Genomic DNA, 18,942 nt, shown 5'->3' with positions numbered 1-18,942 from the left:
CCGACATCAGCGCGGCCGCGCCAGCCAGTGCTTGAGGCGCGCCACCACGTGCGCGCTCAGCCGCGTCTGGTTGTATGCCCTGGCCGCCAGCCGGATCGCCGAGGTGCGGGTGGGATAGGCGTGGATCACCTTCGCCAGCGTGCGCATGCCCACGCCGGCCACCATCGCCAGGGTGACCTGGCTGATCATGTCGCCGGCGTCGCGCGCCACGATGGTGGCGCCGAGGATGCGGTCGCTGCCGTCGCGCACGTGGATCTTCACGAAGCCGCCCTGCTCGCTGTCGGTCATCGCCCGGTCGACCTGATGCATCGGCACGGTGAAGGTCTTCACCGGGATGCCCCGCGCATTTGCCTCGCGCACGTACATGCCGACGTGGGCGATCTCCGGGTCGGTGTACGTGCACCACGGCACCACCAGCTCGCTCAACTTTTCGCAGCCGCCGAGCACGGCGTTGCGGATCGCGACGCGCGCGGATTCCTCGGCGGTGTCGGTGTACTTTTCGTCGAGGCAGACGTCGCCCGCGGCGTGGATGCGCGGGTTCGCGGTGCGCAGCTGGTCGTCGACCCGGATACCGGCGACTTCGTCATACACGACGCCGGCCTTTTCCAGCGCCAGCCCCTGCACGTTGGGCAGGCGCCCCACGCCGGTCAGGATGGCGTCGACGCGGATCGTGCTGTGGTAATCGTCGCTGACCAGGTCGACCACCTTCTCGTCGCCGTCGCTGCGGACGGCGACCGCCAGGGTGTTCAGCCGCACTTCGATGCCGTCGCGGGCGAACGCGTCGGACAGCGTCTGCGCCGCGTCGCGTTCCTCGCGTTCGAGGAACAGCGGCAGCTTCTGCACGATGGTGACCCGCGAGCCCAGCCGCTGGAACGCCTGCGCCAGTTCGCAGCCGAGCGGACCGCCGCCGATCACCAGCAGCCGCGGCGGCAGTTCGGCCAGCTCGAAGATGGTGGTGTTGGTGAGGAAGCCGGCCTGCTTCAGCCCCGGCACGTCGGGGATGTCCGGGCGCGCGCCGGTGGCGATCAGCGCCTTGTCGAACCGCAGCGGCTGGTCGTTGACGGTGAGGCTGTCCGGTCCGCTGAACTGCGCGCTGCCGAAGAACACGTCCACCCCGCTGGCCGCCAGCAGGCGCACCGAGGTGGTGTTGGTGAGGTGGCTGCGGATGCGCCGCAGGCGCTCCATCACGGCGCTGAAGTCGACCCGGATATCGGCCGGCACCTCGGCGCCGTAGCGGGCGGCGTCGCGCATTTCCGCGTACACCGCGGCGGTGCGCAGCAAGGCCTTGGACGGCACGCAGCCGGTGTTGAAGCAGGTGCCGCCGATCTCGTGGCGCTCGACCAGCGCCACGCGGAGGCCCAGCGCCGCCGCCTCGCGGGCCGCGGCCAGGCCGGCGGGCCCGGCGCCGATGATCACCAGCTGGTACGGCGCGGCGGGCTCGGGGTTGTTCCACGACGCGGGGCGCACCGCGGCCAGGCGCTTGCGTTCCCACGCGTCCACCGGCGTGCTGACGCTGGCGTCGAATTTCGTGCTCATGCCGCGGCCTCCGCTGTCGGCGCATCCAGCCAGCCGCCGCTGAAGCCGGCCTTGCGCAAGCCGTCGACCAGCGGCTGGCAACGGCACAACGTACGCCAGATGCCGCCGCTGCGGTGGTTCTCGATCATCATGAAGATGACGCCCTGGTCCAGCCCGTACTGACCGGGCGACACCCACGGCCGTCCGTTTGCATCGACCAGGCTGGCGTTGAAGCTGGTGGCCAGGCGGTCGCCATCGAGGATCTCCGGGCAGCGCAGCAGCATGTTGCGCAGTGCGGACAGCGCCAGCTCCGGCGCAAACGCCACCGAGGCCAGCACCGCCGGCGGCGACAAGGTGCCGTCGTCCGGGCCGTAGGGCACGCCGCGCGCCGCGTAGCCGAACAGGCGACGGCGTTCGTTGTTGACATCGGGGCGTTCGTCGGTGGGGCCGTCGCAGGCGGACAGGCCCCAGCAGTTGCGGTCGTAACCGGCGAATTCGTGGGGGTTGAGTTCGGCGTAGCAGCGCTGCACGTTGATCGCGCGCCGGGTGTTCTCGAAATAGTCGGACTGCTTTTCGCGCATGAAGCCGTCGCGGATGCCGCGCAGGTCGATCCAGGCGTGCGAGAACTGGTGCACGAACAGCGGGCCGGCATACAGGAAATCCTGGTCGTACAGGTTCTCCCACTGGTAGGTGGACTCCCAGCCCGCGTAGCAATCCGGCGACACCGGATGGGTGGGCGAGCCCAGCGCCAGCGCGTACAGCACGATCGCCTCGCTGTAGCCTTCCCAGCCGTAGTGCAGGTAGCCGCACTCCGGCTTCCAGCCCTGGCGGATGGTGCCCGCGTCGTCCTGCGCCCAGCGCCAGTCGACGCGGCGATACAGCGTGTCGGCCAGCGTGCGCAGTTCGGTTTCGGCGGCGTTGTCCGCCTGGAACCAGGTGGCCGCGGTGAGCATGCCGGCGATCAGCAAGGCGCTGTCGATCATCGACAGCTCCGACTGCCACACGCGCCGGCCCTGGTGGATGTCGAGGAAGTGATAGTAGAAGCCCTTGTAGCCGGTGGCGGTGGGGCTGCCACTCTGGTCGCTGTCGTGGAAGAAGCGCAGCGCCAGCAGGCAGCGCTGCACCGCCTCCTCGCGATCCATCCAGCCGCGCTCGACCGCCAGCGGATACACCGACAGGGCAAAGCCGACCACGGCGATGCTGACCGGCGAGTTGTCGCGCGAGGTATCGGGCACCAGTCCGTTGCGGGGATTCATCAGCTCCACGAAATAGCCCAGCGCCGCACGCTGCAGGCGCTCCAGCAGGGCGTCGTCGGGAAGCGAGCACAGCGGCGGCATCGGTGGCATCCAGCGGGTCCCTGTAGTTCGTTGATGGCAGGACGGGCGCGCCACGCGCGCTGCATCGGCCGGCCATCGGGCAAGGCTTGGGACAGCCGCACCCGGCATTCGTGCCCGGTGCCGCGGCGCGGCCATCCATCCGCCAGTCTGCGCAGGCGACTGCATGGATGGCGTGTAAGAGCGCTGCTTTCACGCGATGTTTCCCCGCCGTCGCCGTAGGCTGGGTGGAGATCGCGGCGCGCAAGGCTCGCGACGATCGCGTCAGGAGTCCACGCCCGCCATGTCTTCCGATTTCCCCGCTTCCTCCGCTGCCGATGCCGGCAGCACGGCGCTGCCGCTGCTCTCCAACGGCAAGCTGAGCAGCATGCTGGACCGCCACGGCGCCGGCTTCGTCCGCTGGCGCGGCCTGGCGGTGACGCGCTGGCGCGAGGATGCGGTGACCGATCCCTGGGGCAGCTTCCTGCTCTTGCGCGACGAGGAGGACGGCGCGGTGTGGGGCGCCACCACGCAGCCGCTGGGCGAGACGGCGACGAACGACGCAGCCGGGTACGACGCCGGACGCCTCGTGTTCGGCCAGCGACACGGCGACATCGAGAGCTCGCTGGAAATTGCGGTGGCGCCCGATGCCGACATCGAATTGCGCCGGCTCACGGTCACCCATCACGGCGATCGAACGCGGCACCTGTCGCTGACCAGCTACGCCGAACTGGTGCTGGGCCCGATCGGCGACGACAACGCCCACCCCGCCTTTTCCAAGATGTTCGTGCAGACCGAATGGGACGACGAACGCGGGCTGCTGCTGGCGACACGCCGCCGGCGCAGCGACAGCCAGGCCCAGGTGTGGGCGTCGCAGGCGCTGCAGGTCGAGGGCGCGGCCCACATCACCACCACGCACGAAACCGATCGCGCCCGCTTCCTGGGCCGCTGCCGCACGTTGCGCAACGCGATGGCGATGCAGCCCGGGGCGAAACTTTCCGGCAGCACCGGCTGCGTGCTCGATCCGGTGTTCGCCCTGCGCCACGGGTTCACCCTGGCCGCGGGCGGCAGCATCCACCTGTTGCTGTGGACGCAACTGGCCGATACCCGCGACGGCGCCGCGGAGCTGCGCGCGCGCCTCGACGATGCCGACGCGGCCACGCAGTTGTTCGCCGCCGCGGCCCGGCACGCGCAGGAGGAACGCCAGCGCTTCGGCATCGATGCGGCACGTGACCGCCAGTTTGCGCAGTGGCGACAGGCCTTGCTGGTCAGCGACGCCAGCCAGCGCGCCCGTGCCGACCAGCGCGAGCGCGGCCAGGGCGGGCCGCCCACGCTGTGGGGCGCCAGCATCTCGGGCGATCGGCCGATCGCCCTGCTGTTCCTGCGCGCTCCCGCGGATGTCCCGCAGCTGGACGAGTTGCTGCTGGCCCAGCGCTGGTGGCAAGCCCATCAGCTGGCGACGGACGTGGTGGTGCTCGATCAGCTGGGCGCCGACGCCGGCACGCAGCGCGACGAACTCAGCCAGCGCGTCGATCGGCAACGGCAGCACTTGAAGGAACCGGACGACGCGCCCAAGGCCGAACTGTTCTGCCTGCGCGACGACCAGATCGGCGACACCTTGCGCAACGGCCTGCTGACCGTGGCGCGGCTGGTGCTGAACAACCCGGTCGCGGCGTCACCTTCGCCGCCGCCGGAAACCGCTTCCCGGCCTTCCCCGATCATCGCCAGCGCCACGGCGATCGACTTCGACGACGCTGCCGCGGCACCCGAATTCGCCAACGGCCACGGCGGCTTCGTGGCGAACGGCCGCGCCTACCGGATCGAGCTGGATGCGGCACGCCCCACGCCGGCGCCGTGGAGCAACGTGATCGCGAACCCGGCCTTCGGCTTCCTGGTCACCGCCGAGGGCGGCGGCTACGCGTGGTCAGGCAACAGCCAGCAGAATCCGCTGACGCCGTGGCCGAACGATCCGGTCAGCGACATGCCGCACGAGGCGATCTACCTGCGCGACGCGGACGACGGCGCGCTGTGGACGGCCACCGCGTTGCCGATCCGCGTCGATGGCGCCCGCTGCACCACGACCCACGGCAAGGGCTGGACGCGCTTCCGCAACGACGCGCATGGCGTCGCGCTGGAGCTCGTCCAGTGCGTGCCGGTCGACGACACGATCAAGCTGTCGCGCCTGCGCCTGTGCAACCGCTCCGCCCGCAAGCGGCGACTGGCGATCACCGGCTACGTCGAATGGGCGCTGGGCCCCAACGGCAGCACGCCGGCCCCGTTCGTGGTGACCTCGCGCGACGACGACACCGGCGCGCTGTTCGCCCGCAATCGCTGGCGCGCGGATTTCGGCGAGCGCGTGGCGTTTTTCGACATGGGCGGTATGCAGCAGTCGATCAGTGGCGACCGCGCGCATTTCCTGGGCGCGCTGGGCAGCCTCGCCAACCCGGCCGCGTTGCAGGACGAGGCGCCGCTGGACGGACGCGTGGGCGCCGGCCTGGACCCCTGCGGTGCGCTGCAGACCCGCATCGAACTGCCGCCGGGCAGGTCGCTGGAGCTGCACTTCCTGCTCGGCGAAGGTGGCGATGCCGCGGCGGCGCAGGCGCTGGTCGCGAAGTATCGCGGCATCGACATCGATGAGGTGCTGGACGAAGTCGCCGCGCGCTGGAACGGCGTGCTCGACACCGTGCAGGTAAGCACGCCGGAACGAAGCATGGATCTGCTGCTCAACGACTGGGCGCTGTACCAGGTCACCGCCTGCCGGCTGTGGGCGCGCACCGCCTACTACCAGGCCAGCGGCGCGTACGGCTTCCGCGACCAGTTGCAGGACGTGATGGCGCTGTGCGTGACGCGGCCCGACCTGGCCCGCGAACACCTGCTGCGCGCCGCCGGCCGCCAGTTTGCCGAAGGCGACGTGCAGCACTGGTGGCTACCGCCGAAGGGCCAGGGCATCCGCACAAAGATCCGCGACGACCGCGTCTGGCTGGGCTACGTCACGATGCACTACGTCGAGGTCAGCGGCGACTCCGCGGTGCTCGACGAGGTGCTGCCCTTCCTCAGCGGCCAAGCCATTCCCGACGACGCCACCGACGCGTTCTTCCAGCCCGGCGTCTCGGACGAAACCGCCACCGTGTACGAGCACTGCGCGCGGGCGATCGACACCAGCCTGACCCGGGGCGCCCACGGCCTGCCGCTGATCGGCACCGGCGACTGGAACGACGGCATGAACGCGGTGGGCGCCAAGGGACGTGGCGAAAGCAGCTGGCTGGGCTGGTTCCTGCTCGACACGATCGCCCGGCTGGCGCCGGTGGCCGAACAACGTCACGAGCACGAACGCGCGCAACACTGGCGTGATTACGCCGCTGCGCTGCGTGACGCGCTGGAACGGGCGTGGGACGGCGCGTGGTATCGCCGCGGCTACTACGACGACGGCGCGCCGCTGGGTTCGGCGCAGGACGCGCAATGCCAGATCGACACCATCGCCCAGTCATGGAGCGTGATCGCCGGCCACGACAATCGTGACCACGCGGCCCAGGCGATGGCCTCGGTCGACCGCCTGCTGGTCGATCATCCCCATCAACTCGCGCGATTGTTCACCCCGCCATTCGATCAGGACGGCAAGAAAGACCCCGGCTATATCAAGGGCTATCCACCCGGCGTGCGCGAGAACGGCGGCCAATACACGCACGGCGCGACCTGGTCGGTGTTCGCCTGGGCCGGGCTGGGCGACGGCGATCGCGCCGGTGATCAGTTCAAATTGCTCAATCCGCTCAGCCACGGCGACAGCGCCGCGGCGATTGCGCGTTACAAGGTGGAACCGTATGTCGTTTGTGCGGACGTCTATTCGGTGACACCACACATCGGCCGCGGCGGCTGGACCTGGTACACCGGCTCGGCCGCGTGGCTGTATCGGGCGGGGCTGGAAGCAGTGCTGGGCTTCCACCTGCATGGCGATCAGTTGCGTATCGAGCCATGCATTCCGAAAGCATGGCCCGGCTTCCGGATCAGCTATCGCCATCGTGGGACGATCCACGAGATCGAAGTGCGCAATCCGGACCATGTCTGTCGCGGCGTGTCGCGGATTGAAATGGACGGCCAAACGCTGGATGCGGCCGAGCCCATTGCGCTGGCGACCGACGGCGCGGCGCATCGGCTGTGCGTTACCCTGGGACGGGTGGCCGCGTAGGCGCCGGCACCGGGCGAGCGGGCCCGTTCTGGATTCGGCTCAGCGCCGCCGCGTACGCGAAGCCCCCAGTTTGCGGGTCAGCGTATTGCGGCCCACGCCCAGCGCCTGCGCGGCGTTCTGCCGATGGCCTTCGTGCGCCTGCAGCGCGGCCTGCAGCAGGATCTGGTCGAGCGCCTCGCGGGCGCGGGCGTGAATGTCCGCCTCGCCGTCGGCCAGCGCCTGCGTGGCCCACTCGCGCAGCGCGTCGGTCCATTCGCCGCCACGGCTGGCGCCTTCCGTCGTGCCCAGGTCGGCCGGCAGGATTTCGCTGCCAGGCGCGATCACCGCCAGCCGGCGACACAGGTTTTCCAGCTCGCGCACGTTGCCCGGGTAGTCGCGCTGGGCGACCTGTTTCAGGGCCGCCTTCGAGAAGCGCTTCGGCGGCAGCTTCAACTCCTGCGCGGTGGCGGCCAGGAAGTGCTGGGCCAGCAGCGCGATGTCGCCGCGACGGGTGCGCAGCGGCGGCAGTTCGATGCGCACCACGTCGAGCCGATGCATCAGGTCGGCGCGGAACGCCCCGGCGGCGACACGCGCCGCGAGATCCTGATGCGTGGCCGCGACGATGCGCACGTTGCAGCGGATCAGCTCGCGCCCGCCCACGCGGTAGAACTCGCCACCGGCAAGCACGCGCAAGAGTCTGGTTTGCAGGACCAGCGGCATGTCGCCGATCTCGTCGAGGAACAGCGTGCCGCCCTCGGCCTGCTCGAAGCGGCCGGCGACACGACGGGTCGCGCCAGTGAACGCGCCGGCCTCGTGGCCGAACAGTTCGCTCTCCAGCAGCTCGCTGGGAATCGCCGCGGTATTCAACGCCACGAAGGCCTGGTCGCGGCGCGCGCTTTCCTCATGCAGCGCGCGGGCCACCAGTTCCTTGCCGGTGCCGGTTTCGCCGGTGACCAGCACGTTGAGGTCGCTGGCGGCGACGCGGCCGATCAGCCGGAACACCTCGCGCATCGGCGCGCTCTCGCCCAGCAACGCATGACCGGGCGCAAGCGTGTGGGTGGCGGCCGCGGTGGGCGCTGCCACGCTGGCCAGCGCGCGCTGCACCGAAGCCACCGCGTGATCGAGGTCGAACGGCTTGGCCAGGTAGTCGACCGCACCGGCGCGATAGGCCGCCGCCGTGGTGGCCACGTCGGTGTACGCGCTCATCACGATCACCGGACCGATGCCTTGCGCCTGCAGTTCGCCGAGCAGGCTCAGGCCGTCCTCGCCCGGCATGCGCACGTCGGTGAGCAGCAGCGCGGGACGCGCCGTCTGCAGCGCCGCGCGCACCGCGGCCACCTCGCCGAACTCGCGTACTGCCAGGCCCGCGTCGCGCAAGGCCTCGGCCAGCACGAAGCGCACGCCGCGGTCGTCGTCGAGGATCCAGATGTCTTTTGTCATGGCTTTACTCCGCCGCAGCTTTGCTCCTCCCCCTGCGTGCAGGGGGAGGTTGGGAGGGGGTTGCTCGGGCGGGCGGGGAAGATCAAGGGCCGACCCCACCCCAACCCTCCCCTGCTGCGCAGGGGAGGGAGCGGAGCGCGTGCGCGCGGGTCAGTCATGGGCGCGCTCCAGCGGCAGGTACAACGAGAACACGGTGTGGCCGGGGCGGCTGGCGCAGCGCAGTTCGCCGCCGTGTTCGTGGGCGATCTCGCGCGACAGCGCCAGGCCCAGGCCGGTGCCGTCGGCGCGGCCGGAGACCAGCGGCTGGAACAGGGTGTCGCGCAGCGCGGCGGGCACGCCGGCGCCGTCGTCGATCACGTCCACGCGCAAGGCCATGCGCAGCATCCGCTCGCCCACGCGCAGGCCGTGTTCGATCCGCGTACGCAGGGTCAGCGTCTGCGCGCCGGCTTCCATCGCGTTGCGGGCCAGGTTCAGCAGCAGCTGTTGCAGGCGATCGGCGTCGCCCAGCAGATCGGGCACGCTGGGGTCGTAGTCGTGACACAGCCGGGGCGGTGCGGGTTCCGCCTGCAACAGATCGCACAGGCGTTCCAGCAAGCGATGGATGTTGACCGGGCCGAGCTGGGGCGCGCCGTCGTGATGCAGCAGGCGATTGGCCAGCACGCCGAGCCGGTCGGCCTCGTCGATGATCAGGCCGGCCAGCGCACGCAGATCGTCGCTGTCGACCCGCCGCTGCAGCAGCTGCGCCGCACCGCGCAGGCCGGCCAGCGGATTCTTCACCTCGTGGGCGAAACCGCGCAGGGTCGCCGACAGCGGCGAACTGCTCGCCGGGGGTTCGGCCAGCGCATGCACTTCCAGCAGCAGGCCGTCGTCGAACGGCTGCAGGGCGATGTCCGCCCGGATCTCGCGCCCGTTGGTCGCGGTCAGCGGTACGCCGCGGCACTGCGTCGGCCGCTGCTCGGCCAGCACCCTGGCTGCCTGCGCCAGGGCTTCCGGCGCCTCGCCCAGCAACACGTCGAGTGGCTGCCCCAGCGGACTGCGCAAGCCCAGTTCCAGCCATTCGGTCAGCGCCGGATTGACCCAGCGCAGGCGCAGCTCCGCATCGACCAGCACCAGCCCGGTCGCCATCTGCTCCGCCCATGTCCGCCACGCCGGTTCGTTCATTGCACCATCATGGACAATGTTCCGATTTGGTGCAATGCCATTGATCAGGGCGTGCCGCCCTCACCTGCGAAGGATCACCGTGGAGTAGCTTTCAACGATCGACCAAGGAACCCGGGCCATGAACGAGAAACCGACGACACCTGCCACCGAATCCCTGCCGGGCAACCTGCAGGACCTGCTGCCGCAACTGGAAGCGCTGTACACCGACATCCACGCGCACCCCGAACTCTCGATGCAGGAGACCCGCACCGCGGGCCTGGCCGCCGAACAGCTGCGCAAGGCCGGTTATGAAGTGACCACCGGCATCGGCAAGACCGGCGTGGTCGGCCTGTTGCGCAACGGCGACGGACCGGTGGTGATGCTGCGCGCGGACATGGATGCGCTGCCCGTCGAGGAAGCGACCGGCGCGGCATACGCGAGCAAGCTCACGGCGACGGACCACGAAGGCAACACCGTGCCGGTGATGCACGCCTGCGGCCACGACATGCATGTCGCCTGGCTGGTCGGCGCCAGCACCTTGATGGCACAGACGCGGGACACGTGGCGCGGCACCTTGATGGCGGTGTTCCAGCCCGCGGAAGAGACCGCCGAAGGCGCCCAGGCGATGATCGACGACGGCCTGTTCCAGCGCTTTCCCAAGCCCGCCGTGGTGCTCGGCCAGCACGTGATGGTCGGCCCGGCCGGCGCGATCGGCGGGCGCAAGGGCGTGATCACCTCGGCCGCCGACAGCCTGCAGATCCGCCTGTTCGGCCGCGGCGCGCACGGTTCGATGCCGCAGGCCAGCATCGATCCGGTGGTGATGGCCGCGGCCACCGTGCTGCGGCTGCAGACCATCGTGGCGCGCGAGCTCGCGCCGACTGAGGCGGCGGTGCTCACCATCGGCTCGCTGCAGGCCGGCACCAAGGAAAACGTGATCCCCGACGAGGCGGTGATCAAGCTCAACGTGCGCACCTTCGACGAGGGCGTGCGCACGCGCGTGCTGGCCGCGATCACCCGCATCGTCAACGCCGAGGCAGCTGCGTCGGGCGCGCCGCGACCACCGGAGATCACCCCGCTGGACAACTACTCGCTGGTGAGCAACGACGAGGCGGCGACCACCACGGTGGCCGAGGCTTTCCGCCGCCAGTTTGGCGCCGAACGCGTCCACCAGACCGGGCCGACCTCGGCCAGTGAGGACTTCGGTTCGTTCGGCGCCGAGTGGGGCGTGCCCTCGGTGTTCTGGTTCGTCGGCGGCACCGACCCGGAAACCTACGCGAAGGCGAAGGCGGAAAATCGCCTCAACGAGATCCCCACCAACCACAACCCCCGCTTCCTGCCGGTACTGCATCCGACCCTGGAAACCGGCGTGCAGACGCTGATGGTGGCCGCGCGGGCGTGGTTGGCGAACGGCGCCGGCGACTGATCCCTGCGGCGGACGACTCAGCCGAACTGCACGCTCAGCATCGAGATCGAGCCGCCATCCATGCCTTCGACCGGGAAGCTCACCGCGTCGCTTTCGTCGCTGGCGCCGAGCACGTACAGCAACGGCAGGTAGTGGTCCGGCGTGGGGATGGACAGTTCGGCATCGCGGCCCAGCGCGGGGTAATCCACCAGCGCGTGATGGTCACCCTGCAGCATCAGCTCGCGCGCCTTCGCCTCGAAGCGCAGCGCCCAGTCGAACGGCTCGGCCGGATGCCGGCCCCAGGCATAGGCGTGCAGGTTGTGCACCACGTCGCCGCTGCCGATCAGCAGGATGCCCTCGTCACGCAGCGGTCGCAGCAATCGGCCCAGGCCGTAGTGGAACGCCGGCGGCTGCGACTCGTCGATGGACAGCTGAACCACCGGCACGTCGGCATCGGGATAGACGTGGCGCAGCACCGACCAGGTGCCGTGGTCCAGCCCCCATGAGCGGTCCTCCTCCACGTCCAGCGGCTGCAGCAGTTCGCGCACGCGATGCACCAGGTCGAGGTCGCCCGGCGCCGGATATTGCACCTCGAACAGCTCGCGCGGGAAGCCGCCGAAATCGTGGATCGTGCGCGGCCTGGCCATCGCGGTGAGCAGGGTGGCCGGCAGGTACCAGTGCGCCGACACCGACAGCACCGCGCGCGGGCGCGGCAGGCGCTGGCCGATCGCGGCCCAGCCGCGGCTCCAGTCGTTCTCGTGCAGCGCGTTCATCGGATTGCCGTGGCCGAAGAAGATGGTCGGCATCCGGGGCGAACTATTCCGGTCTGGCATTGCGGCGTCCATCTGTGTCCGTCATCCACGCATTGCTTACATTGGCGGCGTTAGTCTCGCGTGATCATCGACGCGGCGCCATCGGCAAACCGCGCATGGCCGGCACAGGAAAACCATCATGAACATCGTCTTGCTTGGCGTCAGCGGACGCGTCGGCTCGCGCCTGCTGACCGAACTGCTGCGCCGTGGCCATCGCGTCACCGGCATCGCCCGCGACACCGGCAAGCTGGCCGGCCAGCCGGGTCTGGTGTTGAAGAACGCCGACGCCGGCCAGCCCGCGCAACTGGCGCCGCTGCTGGCCGGCCACGACGCGGTGATCAGTGCGCTGAAGTTCGCCACCACCGACGCGGCAGCGTTGCTCGCCACGGTAAAACAGGCTGGGGTCACGCGGCTGCTGGTAGTCGGCGGCGCCGCCACGCTGGAGGTGGCGCCGGGCCACATGCTGCTCGACGCGCCCGGCTTTCCCGCGGCCTATCGGCCGGAGGCCGAAGGCGGCCGCCGCTTCCTCGATGCCTTGCGCAGCGAGCACGAACTGGACTGGACCTTCCTATCGCCGTCGGCCGAGTTCGTCCCCGGCGAGCGCACCGGCAAGTTCCGCCTCGGTACCGACCAGTTGCTCAGCGATGCGAACGGCAAGAGCTGGATCTCGATGGAGGACTATGCGATCGCCCTCGTCGATGAACTGGAAACCCCGAAGCACTCGCGGCGACGCTTCACGGTGGGCTACTGACCGTTCGACGCCGCCATCGCGAGGCTCGGTCGGCCAGTCGCGGGCAGCCACTCGTTTCCAAAAATAAAACGGGCGCCGCAGCGCCCGCTTTTTTCGACACTCGTCAGCCTCGCTCAGAGCGAGTAGTACATCTGGAATTCCAGCGGATGGGTGCTGGCGCGGTACTTGGTGACTTCCTTCATCTTCACCTCGATGTAGGCGTCGATGAAGTCGTCGGTGAACACGCCGCCGGCTTTCAGGAACTCGCGATCCTTGTCCAGCGCTTCCAGCGCGGCGTCGAGGCTGGAGCAGACCTGAGGGATGTTCTTCTCCTCTTCCGGCGGCAGGTCGTAGAGGTCCTTGTCGGCCGGTGCGCCCGGGTCGATCTTGTTGATGATGCCGTCCAGGCCGGCCATCATCAGCGCGGTGAACACCAGGTAGCCGGAGTTCATCGGATCGGGGAAACGCACCTCGATGCGGCGGCCCTTGGGGCTGGCCACGTACGGGATGCGGCAGCTCGCCGAGCGGTTGCGCGCCGAGTACGCCAGCATCACCGGCGCCTCGAAACCCGGCACCAGGCGCTTGTAGCTGTTGGTGGTGGAGTTGGCGAACGCGTTGATCGCGCGGGCGTGCTTGAAGATGCCGCCGATGTACCACAGCGCGGTCTGCGACAGGCCGCCGTAGAGATCGCCCGCGAACAGGTTCTCGCCGTTCTTCGCCAGCGACTGGTGCACGTGCATACCCGAGCCGTTGTCGCCGACCAGCGGCTTGGGCATGAAGGTGACGGTCTTGCCGTTCTGGTGCGCCACGTTCTTGATGACGTACTTCATCGTCATCAGCTCGTCGGCCTTCTTCACCAGCGTGTTGAACTTCACGCCGATCTCGCATTGGCCCGCGTTCGCCACTTCGTGGTGATGCACTTCGACGGTCTGGCCTAGCGATTCGAGCACCTTGCACATGTCGGCGCGCAGGTCGCCCAGCGAGTCGACCGGGCTGACCGGGAAGTAGCCGCCCTTCACGCCCGGGCGATGGCCGGTGTTGCTGCCCTCGTACTTGTAGCGCGACGACCACGCCGCTTCCTCGGAACCGATCTCGTAGAACACGCGGCCCGGGTCGTTCTGCCAACGCACCGAATCGAAGATGAAGAACTCGGGCTCCGGGCCGAAGAACGCGGTGTCGGCGATGCCGGTGGATTTCAGGAACGCCTCGCCGCGCTTGGCGATCGAGCGCGGGTCGCGGCCGTAGGCCTGCATCGTCGACGGCTCCAGCACGTCGCAATGCAGGATCAGCTGCACGTGCGCGCTGAACGGATCGAGGTGGGCGGTGTCCGGATCGGGCAGCAGGATCATGTCCGACTCGTTGATGCCCTTCCAGCCGGTGATCGAGGAACCATCGAACATCTTGCCGTCCTCGAACGTCGACTCGTCGATCGCGTGGGCCGGGAAGGTGACGTGGTGGTGCACGCCGAGCATGTCGGCGAAACGGAAGTCGACGAACTCGACCTCGTGTTCCTGGATCAGGTCGAGCACTTTGTTGGCGGACATGGAGCAACCTCGGCGATGGATGATGGACGGATTTGAGCAAGCCCCGTGCCAATGGCCGGAATCCTTGCGGGACAAGGCCTGGCGGGCTTTCCTGTTATTCCGGGCACACCCGGATGCAGCGTATTGGTGCAATGGCTTTGGGCTGTTGCACCAATACTGACACTCATCCGGGCCGGCCGGCCAGCTCAGACATCGTAGGCGCTTTCGCCGTGGGTGGTGATGTCCAGCCCCTCGCGCTCGGCATCGCCGGGGACGCGCAGGCCGAACACGGCCTTGACCGCGAACCAGGCCAGTACCGAGACCAGCCCGCTCCACGCCACGGTGATGACCACGCCCAGCGCCTGCACGCCGAGCTGGTGGGCGATCGAGAAGCCCTCCGCGCCGGTGCCGCCCAGCGCCGGCGCGGTGAACACGCCGGTCAGCAGCGCGCCCACGATGCCGCCGATGCCGTGCACGCCGAACACGTCCAGCGCGTCATCCGCCCGCAACAGGCGCTTCAGGCCGGTGACGCCCCACACGCAGCAGACACTGGCCAGCGCCCCGATCACGATCGCACCCATCGGACCCACCGTGCCGCAGGCCGGCGTGATGCCGACCAGGCCGGCCACCGCGCCGGAGGCGCCGCCGACCATCGAGGCGTGGCCGCGCATGATCGCCTCCACCGCCAGCCACGCCAGCACCGCCGCCGCCGCGGCCAGCAAGGTGTTGATGAAGGCCAGCGCCGCACCCGCGTTCGCCTCCAGGTTGGAACCGGCGTTGAAGCCGAACCAGCCCACCCACAGCAGCGCCGCGCCGATCATGGTGAAGGTCACGTTGTGCGGCTTCATCGGCTCGCGGCCGAAACCCAGCCGCGGGCCGACCAGGTACGCGCCGACCAGACCGGCCACGCCCGCGTTGATGTGCACCACCGTGCCGCCGGCAAAATCCAGCGCGCCCTTCGCAAACAGATAGCCGTCCGGCCCGTACCAGACCATGTGCGCGATCGGCAGGTAGGCGAAGGTGAACCAGAGCGCCGCGAACAGCAGCACCGCGCGAAAGCGCATGCGTTCGGCGAACGAGCCCACGATCAGCGCACCGGTGATGCCGGCGAAGGTGGCCTGGAACGCCACGAACACGTATTCCGGCAACGCCACGCCCGCGCTGAAGGTGGCGGCCAGCGTGTCCTTCGTGACGCCGTGCAGGAACAGCTTGTCGAAGTTGCCGATCAGCGGGCCGCCGCCGCTGAACGCGAGGCTGTAGCCGTAGGCCACCCACAACAGCAGCAGCAGCGAGAACACCGTCATCACCTGCATCAGCACCGACAGCACGTTCTTCGAACGCACCAGGCCGCCGTAGAACAGCGCCAGCCCCGGCACGGTCATCAGCAGGACCAGCAAGGTGGAGGTGAGCATCCACGCCACGTCGCCCTTGTCGACTACCGGCACGGCGGCCTCGGCATGCAGCATCGGGGCGAGCAGGGCCAGCACCAGGCCCGCGGCGAGGGCGCGGGGGAACTTGATCTCTTTCATGGAAAACCTCACGCGGTGCGGGTCAGAGGGCATCGGCGTCGAGCTCGCCGGTGCGGATGCGGATCACCTGGTCGACGCCGGTGACGAAGACCTTGCCGTCGCCGACGTTGCCGGTGCGCGCGGCCTGCTGGATTTCTTCCAGCACGGCGTCGAGCAGTTCGTCGGGCACCACCACCTCGACCTTGAGCTTGGGCAGGAAATCGACGACATACTCGGCGCCCCGATACAGCTCGGTGTGGCCCTTCTGGCGGCCGAAGCCGCGGACCTCGGTCACCGTGATGCCCGACACGCCGGCGCGCGCCAGCGCATCGCGGACCTCGTCGAGCTTGTACGGGCGGATGATGCTGGTGATCAGTTTCATGGACAGCTCCGGGTGGAGGGATTCAGAACGACCGGGCCAGGCTCAGCACCGTGGTGGCGCGGCCCAGGTAGTGGCCGCGTGCGTTGGTGTAGACCGAGCGGCGTGCATTGGTGTCGCTGTAGGCCAGCGCCAGCGACCAGTGGCCGGCGAAATTGCGCGTCACGCCCAGCTTCCAGTCGCTGTACGAGGCGCCGGGCACGTTCTGCACCTGCTGGTGGCCGGCATGCGCGTTGAGCTGCCAGCCCGGCGCGAACTCCTGGTTCCACGACAGGTCCACGTAGCCGCTGTGCTCGCTGTCGGCATAGCCGAACAGGTTGGTGAGTGCGTGGGAGTACTTCAGCGACAGGCTTTTCCAGGCGAGCGCGGCGTACAGCTCGCTGGTGTTCGGCAGGGTGTAGCCCGCCGGGTAGCTGCCCGGGTACTGGTAGCGGTACGCACCGAGGTCGACGCTCCAGTCACCGCCGAGATTGCCGCGCCAGCCGCCGTAGAGATCCAGCTCCACGCTGCTGGACACCGGCGCGGCCGTGGTCGAGCCATCGGACAGCCAACTCACATTGCTGCCCCAGCCACCGACGTACCAGCCGCTGGCGTGATCGAACTCCGCGCCCGCCTGCAGCGCAGGCTTGCGGTCGGTCTGCGAGACGCCGCGGAACAGGTAGTCGCTGACCACGCCGGCATTGCCGACCCACTGGCTGGCCGGCGCCTCGCCGGCCGCTGCCGGCGCCATGGCCGACGCCATGCACGACGCGGCGAAGAACCGCACTGCCATTCCGTATCGCTTCATGAACTCATCCCCTTGCGCTGGTGGCTTGCGGCAGATGGACGTCCAGACGTCCATCCATCTTCATCAGGTCGCGCTGCGCATGACCCTCAAGCCGCTTCAGCAAGCCGCGTGCCAGCGGGCGCAGGCCTTGCTGCAGCCCGATCCCGGCTGCAGCCGGGCCGCCGCCATGGAGCATTCGCACCAGTCGCACGCGCGGCCCCGCGGGCTTTGCACCGTTCCAGTGCGCGGTGCATTCGATGCCGATGCCCCCCCTGGTCGCACGCCACCGCGGGGGCAAAACCCGTAAGCTATGGCGCCTGCTGCCGGCCGGCACACTCCATCCACGCAACGGACTTACCCGTGATCGATCTGCTCCACGTCATCCTGCTCGGCATCATCGAAGGCATCACCGAATTCCTGCCGATCTCCTCGACCGGCCACCTGCTGATCGCGGAGAAGTTCGGGCTGGGCGCCCGCTCGGACCTGTTCAACATCGGCATCCAGGCCGGCGCGATCCTGGCGGTGACGCTGATCTACTGGAAGCGCATCTGGCAGCTGCTGACGCAATGGCGCGATCCGCTCAACCGCGACTACCTGCTGAAGCTGGCCGTCGCCTTCGCGATCACCGCCGTGCTCGGCTTCATTGCGGTGAAGCTGGGTTTCAAGCTGCCGGAGAAGGTGACCCCGATCGCGTGGGCGCTGGTGGTCGGCGGCCTGTGGATGATCGCCGCCGAACGGCTGGCCGCGCGCCAGCCCGACCGCAGCGAGGTGACCTGGCGCGTGGCGATCCTGGTCGGCATCGCGCAGATGATCGCCGGCATCTTCCCCGGCACCTCGCGTTCGGCGGCGACGATTTTCGCGGCGATGCTGTTCGGCACCAGCAATCGCGCGGCGGCCACCGAGTTCGCCTTCCTGGTCGGCATTCCCACCATGTACGCGGCCACCGGCTACGAGTTGCTGAAGGTGGTGAAGGGCGGCGGCGCCGCGCACGAAGATTGGACTGCCCTGGCCGTGGGCTTCGCGGTCTCGGCGATCGTGGCGTTCGTCGCGGTGAAGTGGCTGCTCGGCTACATCCGCAGCCACACCTTCACCCCGTTCGCGATCTACCGCATCGCGTTCGGCGTGGCCTTGCTGTTGCTGGTACCCGCCGGAGCCTGAGGCCCCGGCGCGATCGTTCCTACGCCGCTTCGACCAGCGCTTCCCTGCGCAGCGGCTTCGGCATGGCCTTCGGCGCTCCGACCGTGCACTGGTTGGTGCGGTCGAACAGCTCGCGCACCCATTCGATGAAGGCCTGCACCCGGGCGGACAGGTGCTTCTTCTGCGGATAGACGATCCACACCGGCTTGCCGGTGGAGGTGGTGTCGGTCATCACCAGTTCGAGCATGCCCTTGTCGAGCAGGCAGGCCGCCATCATCCGCGGCGTCTGGGTGATGCCCATGCCGGCCGCCACCGCCTGCAGCACCGATTCGCCGTCGTTGATCAACATGTGCGCGTCGATGTCCACGCTCATCTGTCCACCCGGCGTGTCGAACTGCCACTGGCGCGGGCGGCCGTTCGGGTAGACGTAGTTGATGCAGCGGTGGTCCTTCAGGTCCTCGATGCTGCGCGGCGCGCCGTGTTTGCGCAGATACTCGGGCGAGGCGCACACGACGTTGCTGAGGTAGCCGATCTTGCGTGCGATCAGGCTGGAATCCTCCAGCTCGCCGACACGGATCGCGCAATCCAGGCCCTCGCCATTGAGATCCGCCGGCGAGTCGCTCATCAACAGCTCCAGCCGGATGTCCGGGTAGCGCTGCTCGAACTCGGTCAGCCGCGGGATCACCGCGGCGCGGCCTACCGACAACGAGATGCCCACCCGCAGCTTGCCGGTCGGCTTGCTGTTGGCAAAGTTCAGCGCCTCGGTGGCTTCGGCCAGATCAGCGAGGATCTCCTTGCAACGTGCGTGGAACGAGGCCCCATCGTCGGTCAGGCGCAGGGACCGGGTGGAGCGGAACAGCAGCCGCGCGCCAAGCTGGGTTTCCAGCCGGGAAACCGCCCGGCTGACGCCGGAAGGGGTCATGCCCAGCTGGCTGGCGGCGGCGGCGAAACTCTTGGCCTCGACCACGCGGACGAAGGTCGAAATGGCGGAAAAGTCTTCCATTGTTTCAGTTCCTCGTCGATTCGTGACTCTGGCGCACGAGTGTAATGCGCAAGAAACGGATTTTCTATACCGGAAAGTACACCTATTCTCTCGACCCTCGCCGGGAATCCCC

At 68.9% G+C, this 18,942-nt stretch carries 15 protein-coding genes; 4 read left to right on the top strand and 11 right to left on the bottom strand.

Translation table 11 applies throughout. The features are described 5' to 3' along the window. Positions 1–6: 6 nt before the first annotated feature. Both AC3A56_RS15095 and AC3A56_RS15090 read right to left on the bottom strand, forming a co-directional pair. Positions 7–1,536 (bottom strand): mercuric reductase, encoded by a 1,530-nt coding sequence (locus tag AC3A56_RS15095; protein ID WP_487770884.1) that lies wholly within the window; start codon positions 1,534–1,536, stop codon positions 7–9. Then, positions 1,533–2,861 (bottom strand): glucoamylase family protein, encoded by a 1,329-nt coding sequence (locus AC3A56_RS15090; RefSeq protein ID WP_487770883.1) that lies wholly within the window; start codon positions 2,859–2,861, stop codon positions 1,533–1,535. The genes AC3A56_RS15095 and AC3A56_RS15090 overlap by 4 nt, the downstream gene beginning before the upstream one ends. A 271-nt stretch (positions 2,862–3,132) precedes the next feature. Here AC3A56_RS15090 and AC3A56_RS15085 point away from each other — a divergent pair, with 271 nt between their 5' ends. Then, the gene (locus AC3A56_RS15085; protein ID WP_487770882.1) at positions 3,133–7,011 is read left to right on the top strand and encodes a GH36-type glycosyl hydrolase domain-containing protein; all 3,879 of its coding nucleotides are present in this window, start codon (positions 3,133–3,135) and stop codon (positions 7,009–7,011) included. Positions 7,012–7,050: 39 nt separating this feature from the next. On the opposite strand, the gene ntrC is transcribed toward AC3A56_RS15085, so the two are convergent. Continuing rightward, entirely contained in the window at positions 7,051–8,430 is a 1,380-nt protein-coding gene (ntrC, locus tag AC3A56_RS15080) for a nitrogen regulation protein NR(I) (RefSeq protein WP_487770881.1), read from the bottom strand. 150 nt (positions 8,431–8,580) lie between these two features. After that, the gene (locus tag AC3A56_RS15075) at positions 8,581–9,591 is read right to left on the bottom strand and encodes a two-component system sensor histidine kinase NtrB (RefSeq protein WP_487770880.1); all 1,011 of its coding nucleotides are present in this window, start codon (positions 9,589–9,591) and stop codon (positions 8,581–8,583) included. Between the two features lie 118 nt (positions 9,592–9,709). Here AC3A56_RS15075 and AC3A56_RS15070 point away from each other — a divergent pair, with 118 nt between their 5' ends. Beyond that, complete coding sequence (locus AC3A56_RS15070) at positions 9,710–10,993, top strand: M20 family metallopeptidase (protein ID WP_487770879.1); 1,284 nt, start codon at positions 9,710–9,712, stop codon at positions 10,991–10,993. Positions 10,994–11,010: 17 nt separating this feature from the next. Here AC3A56_RS15070 and ygiD read toward each other — a convergent pair whose 3' ends face one another. After that, positions 11,011–11,778 carry a 4,5-DOPA-extradiol-dioxygenase gene (gene ygiD / locus AC3A56_RS15065; RefSeq protein ID WP_157598717.1) on the bottom strand — a complete coding sequence of 256 codons (768 nt, stop codon included), beginning with the start codon at positions 11,776–11,778 and terminating at the stop codon, positions 11,011–11,013. A 145-nt stretch (positions 11,779–11,923) separates the two neighbouring features. Between ygiD and AC3A56_RS15060 the strand changes: the two genes are divergently transcribed. Continuing rightward, entirely contained in the window at positions 11,924–12,535 is a 612-nt protein-coding gene (locus AC3A56_RS15060; protein WP_487770878.1) for an NAD(P)-dependent oxidoreductase, read from the top strand. A gap of 113 nt (positions 12,536–12,648) precedes the next feature. On the opposite strand, the gene glnA is transcribed toward AC3A56_RS15060, so the two are convergent. The 5 genes from glnA to AC3A56_RS15035 all read right to left on the bottom strand — a co-directional run bounded on the left by glnA (position 12,649) and on the right by AC3A56_RS15035 (position 16,901). After that, a complete protein-coding gene (gene glnA / locus AC3A56_RS15055; protein WP_487770877.1) occupies positions 12,649–14,058 on the bottom strand; it encodes a type I glutamate--ammonia ligase in 1,410 nt (469 codons plus the stop codon). Between the two features lie 185 nt (positions 14,059–14,243). Then, positions 14,244–15,599 (bottom strand): ammonium transporter, encoded by a 1,356-nt coding sequence (locus AC3A56_RS15050; RefSeq protein WP_487770876.1) that lies wholly within the window; start codon positions 15,597–15,599, stop codon positions 14,244–14,246. Next, complete coding sequence (locus AC3A56_RS15045) at positions 15,589–15,927, bottom strand: P-II family nitrogen regulator (RefSeq protein WP_056763009.1); 339 nt, start codon at positions 15,925–15,927, stop codon at positions 15,589–15,591. Before AC3A56_RS15045 ends, AC3A56_RS15050 begins: the two co-directional genes overlap by 11 nt. Before the next feature lie 22 nt (positions 15,928–15,949). Further along, entirely contained in the window at positions 15,950–16,711 is a 762-nt protein-coding gene (locus tag AC3A56_RS15040; protein ID WP_487770875.1) for a TorF family putative porin, read from the bottom strand. A 4-nt stretch (positions 16,712–16,715) separates the two neighbouring features. Then, a complete protein-coding gene (locus AC3A56_RS15035; protein ID WP_487770874.1) occupies positions 16,716–16,901 on the bottom strand; it encodes a hypothetical protein in 186 nt (61 codons plus the stop codon). A 149-nt stretch (positions 16,902–17,050) separates the two neighbouring features. On the opposite strand from AC3A56_RS15035, the gene AC3A56_RS15030 reads away from it, so the two are divergent. After that, positions 17,051–17,848: an undecaprenyl-diphosphate phosphatase gene (locus AC3A56_RS15030; protein WP_487770873.1), complete on the top strand. Its 798-nt coding sequence runs from the start codon at positions 17,051–17,053 to the stop codon at positions 17,846–17,848. A 19-nt stretch (positions 17,849–17,867) separates the two neighbouring features. Here the strand turns inward: AC3A56_RS15030 and AC3A56_RS15025 are convergent, their stop codons facing one another. Then, on the bottom strand, positions 17,868–18,830 hold the full coding sequence (locus AC3A56_RS15025; RefSeq protein ID WP_487770872.1) for a LysR family transcriptional regulator: 963 nt from the start codon (positions 18,828–18,830) through the stop codon (positions 17,868–17,870). Positions 18,831–18,942 lie beyond the last annotated feature (112 nt).

The sequence above is a fragment of the Rhodanobacter sp. Soil_C_14 genome, assembly GCF_057657335.1.
Note: the sequence above shows the minus strand (reverse complement) of the source record. Positions and strands in the feature narration are given on the sequence as shown.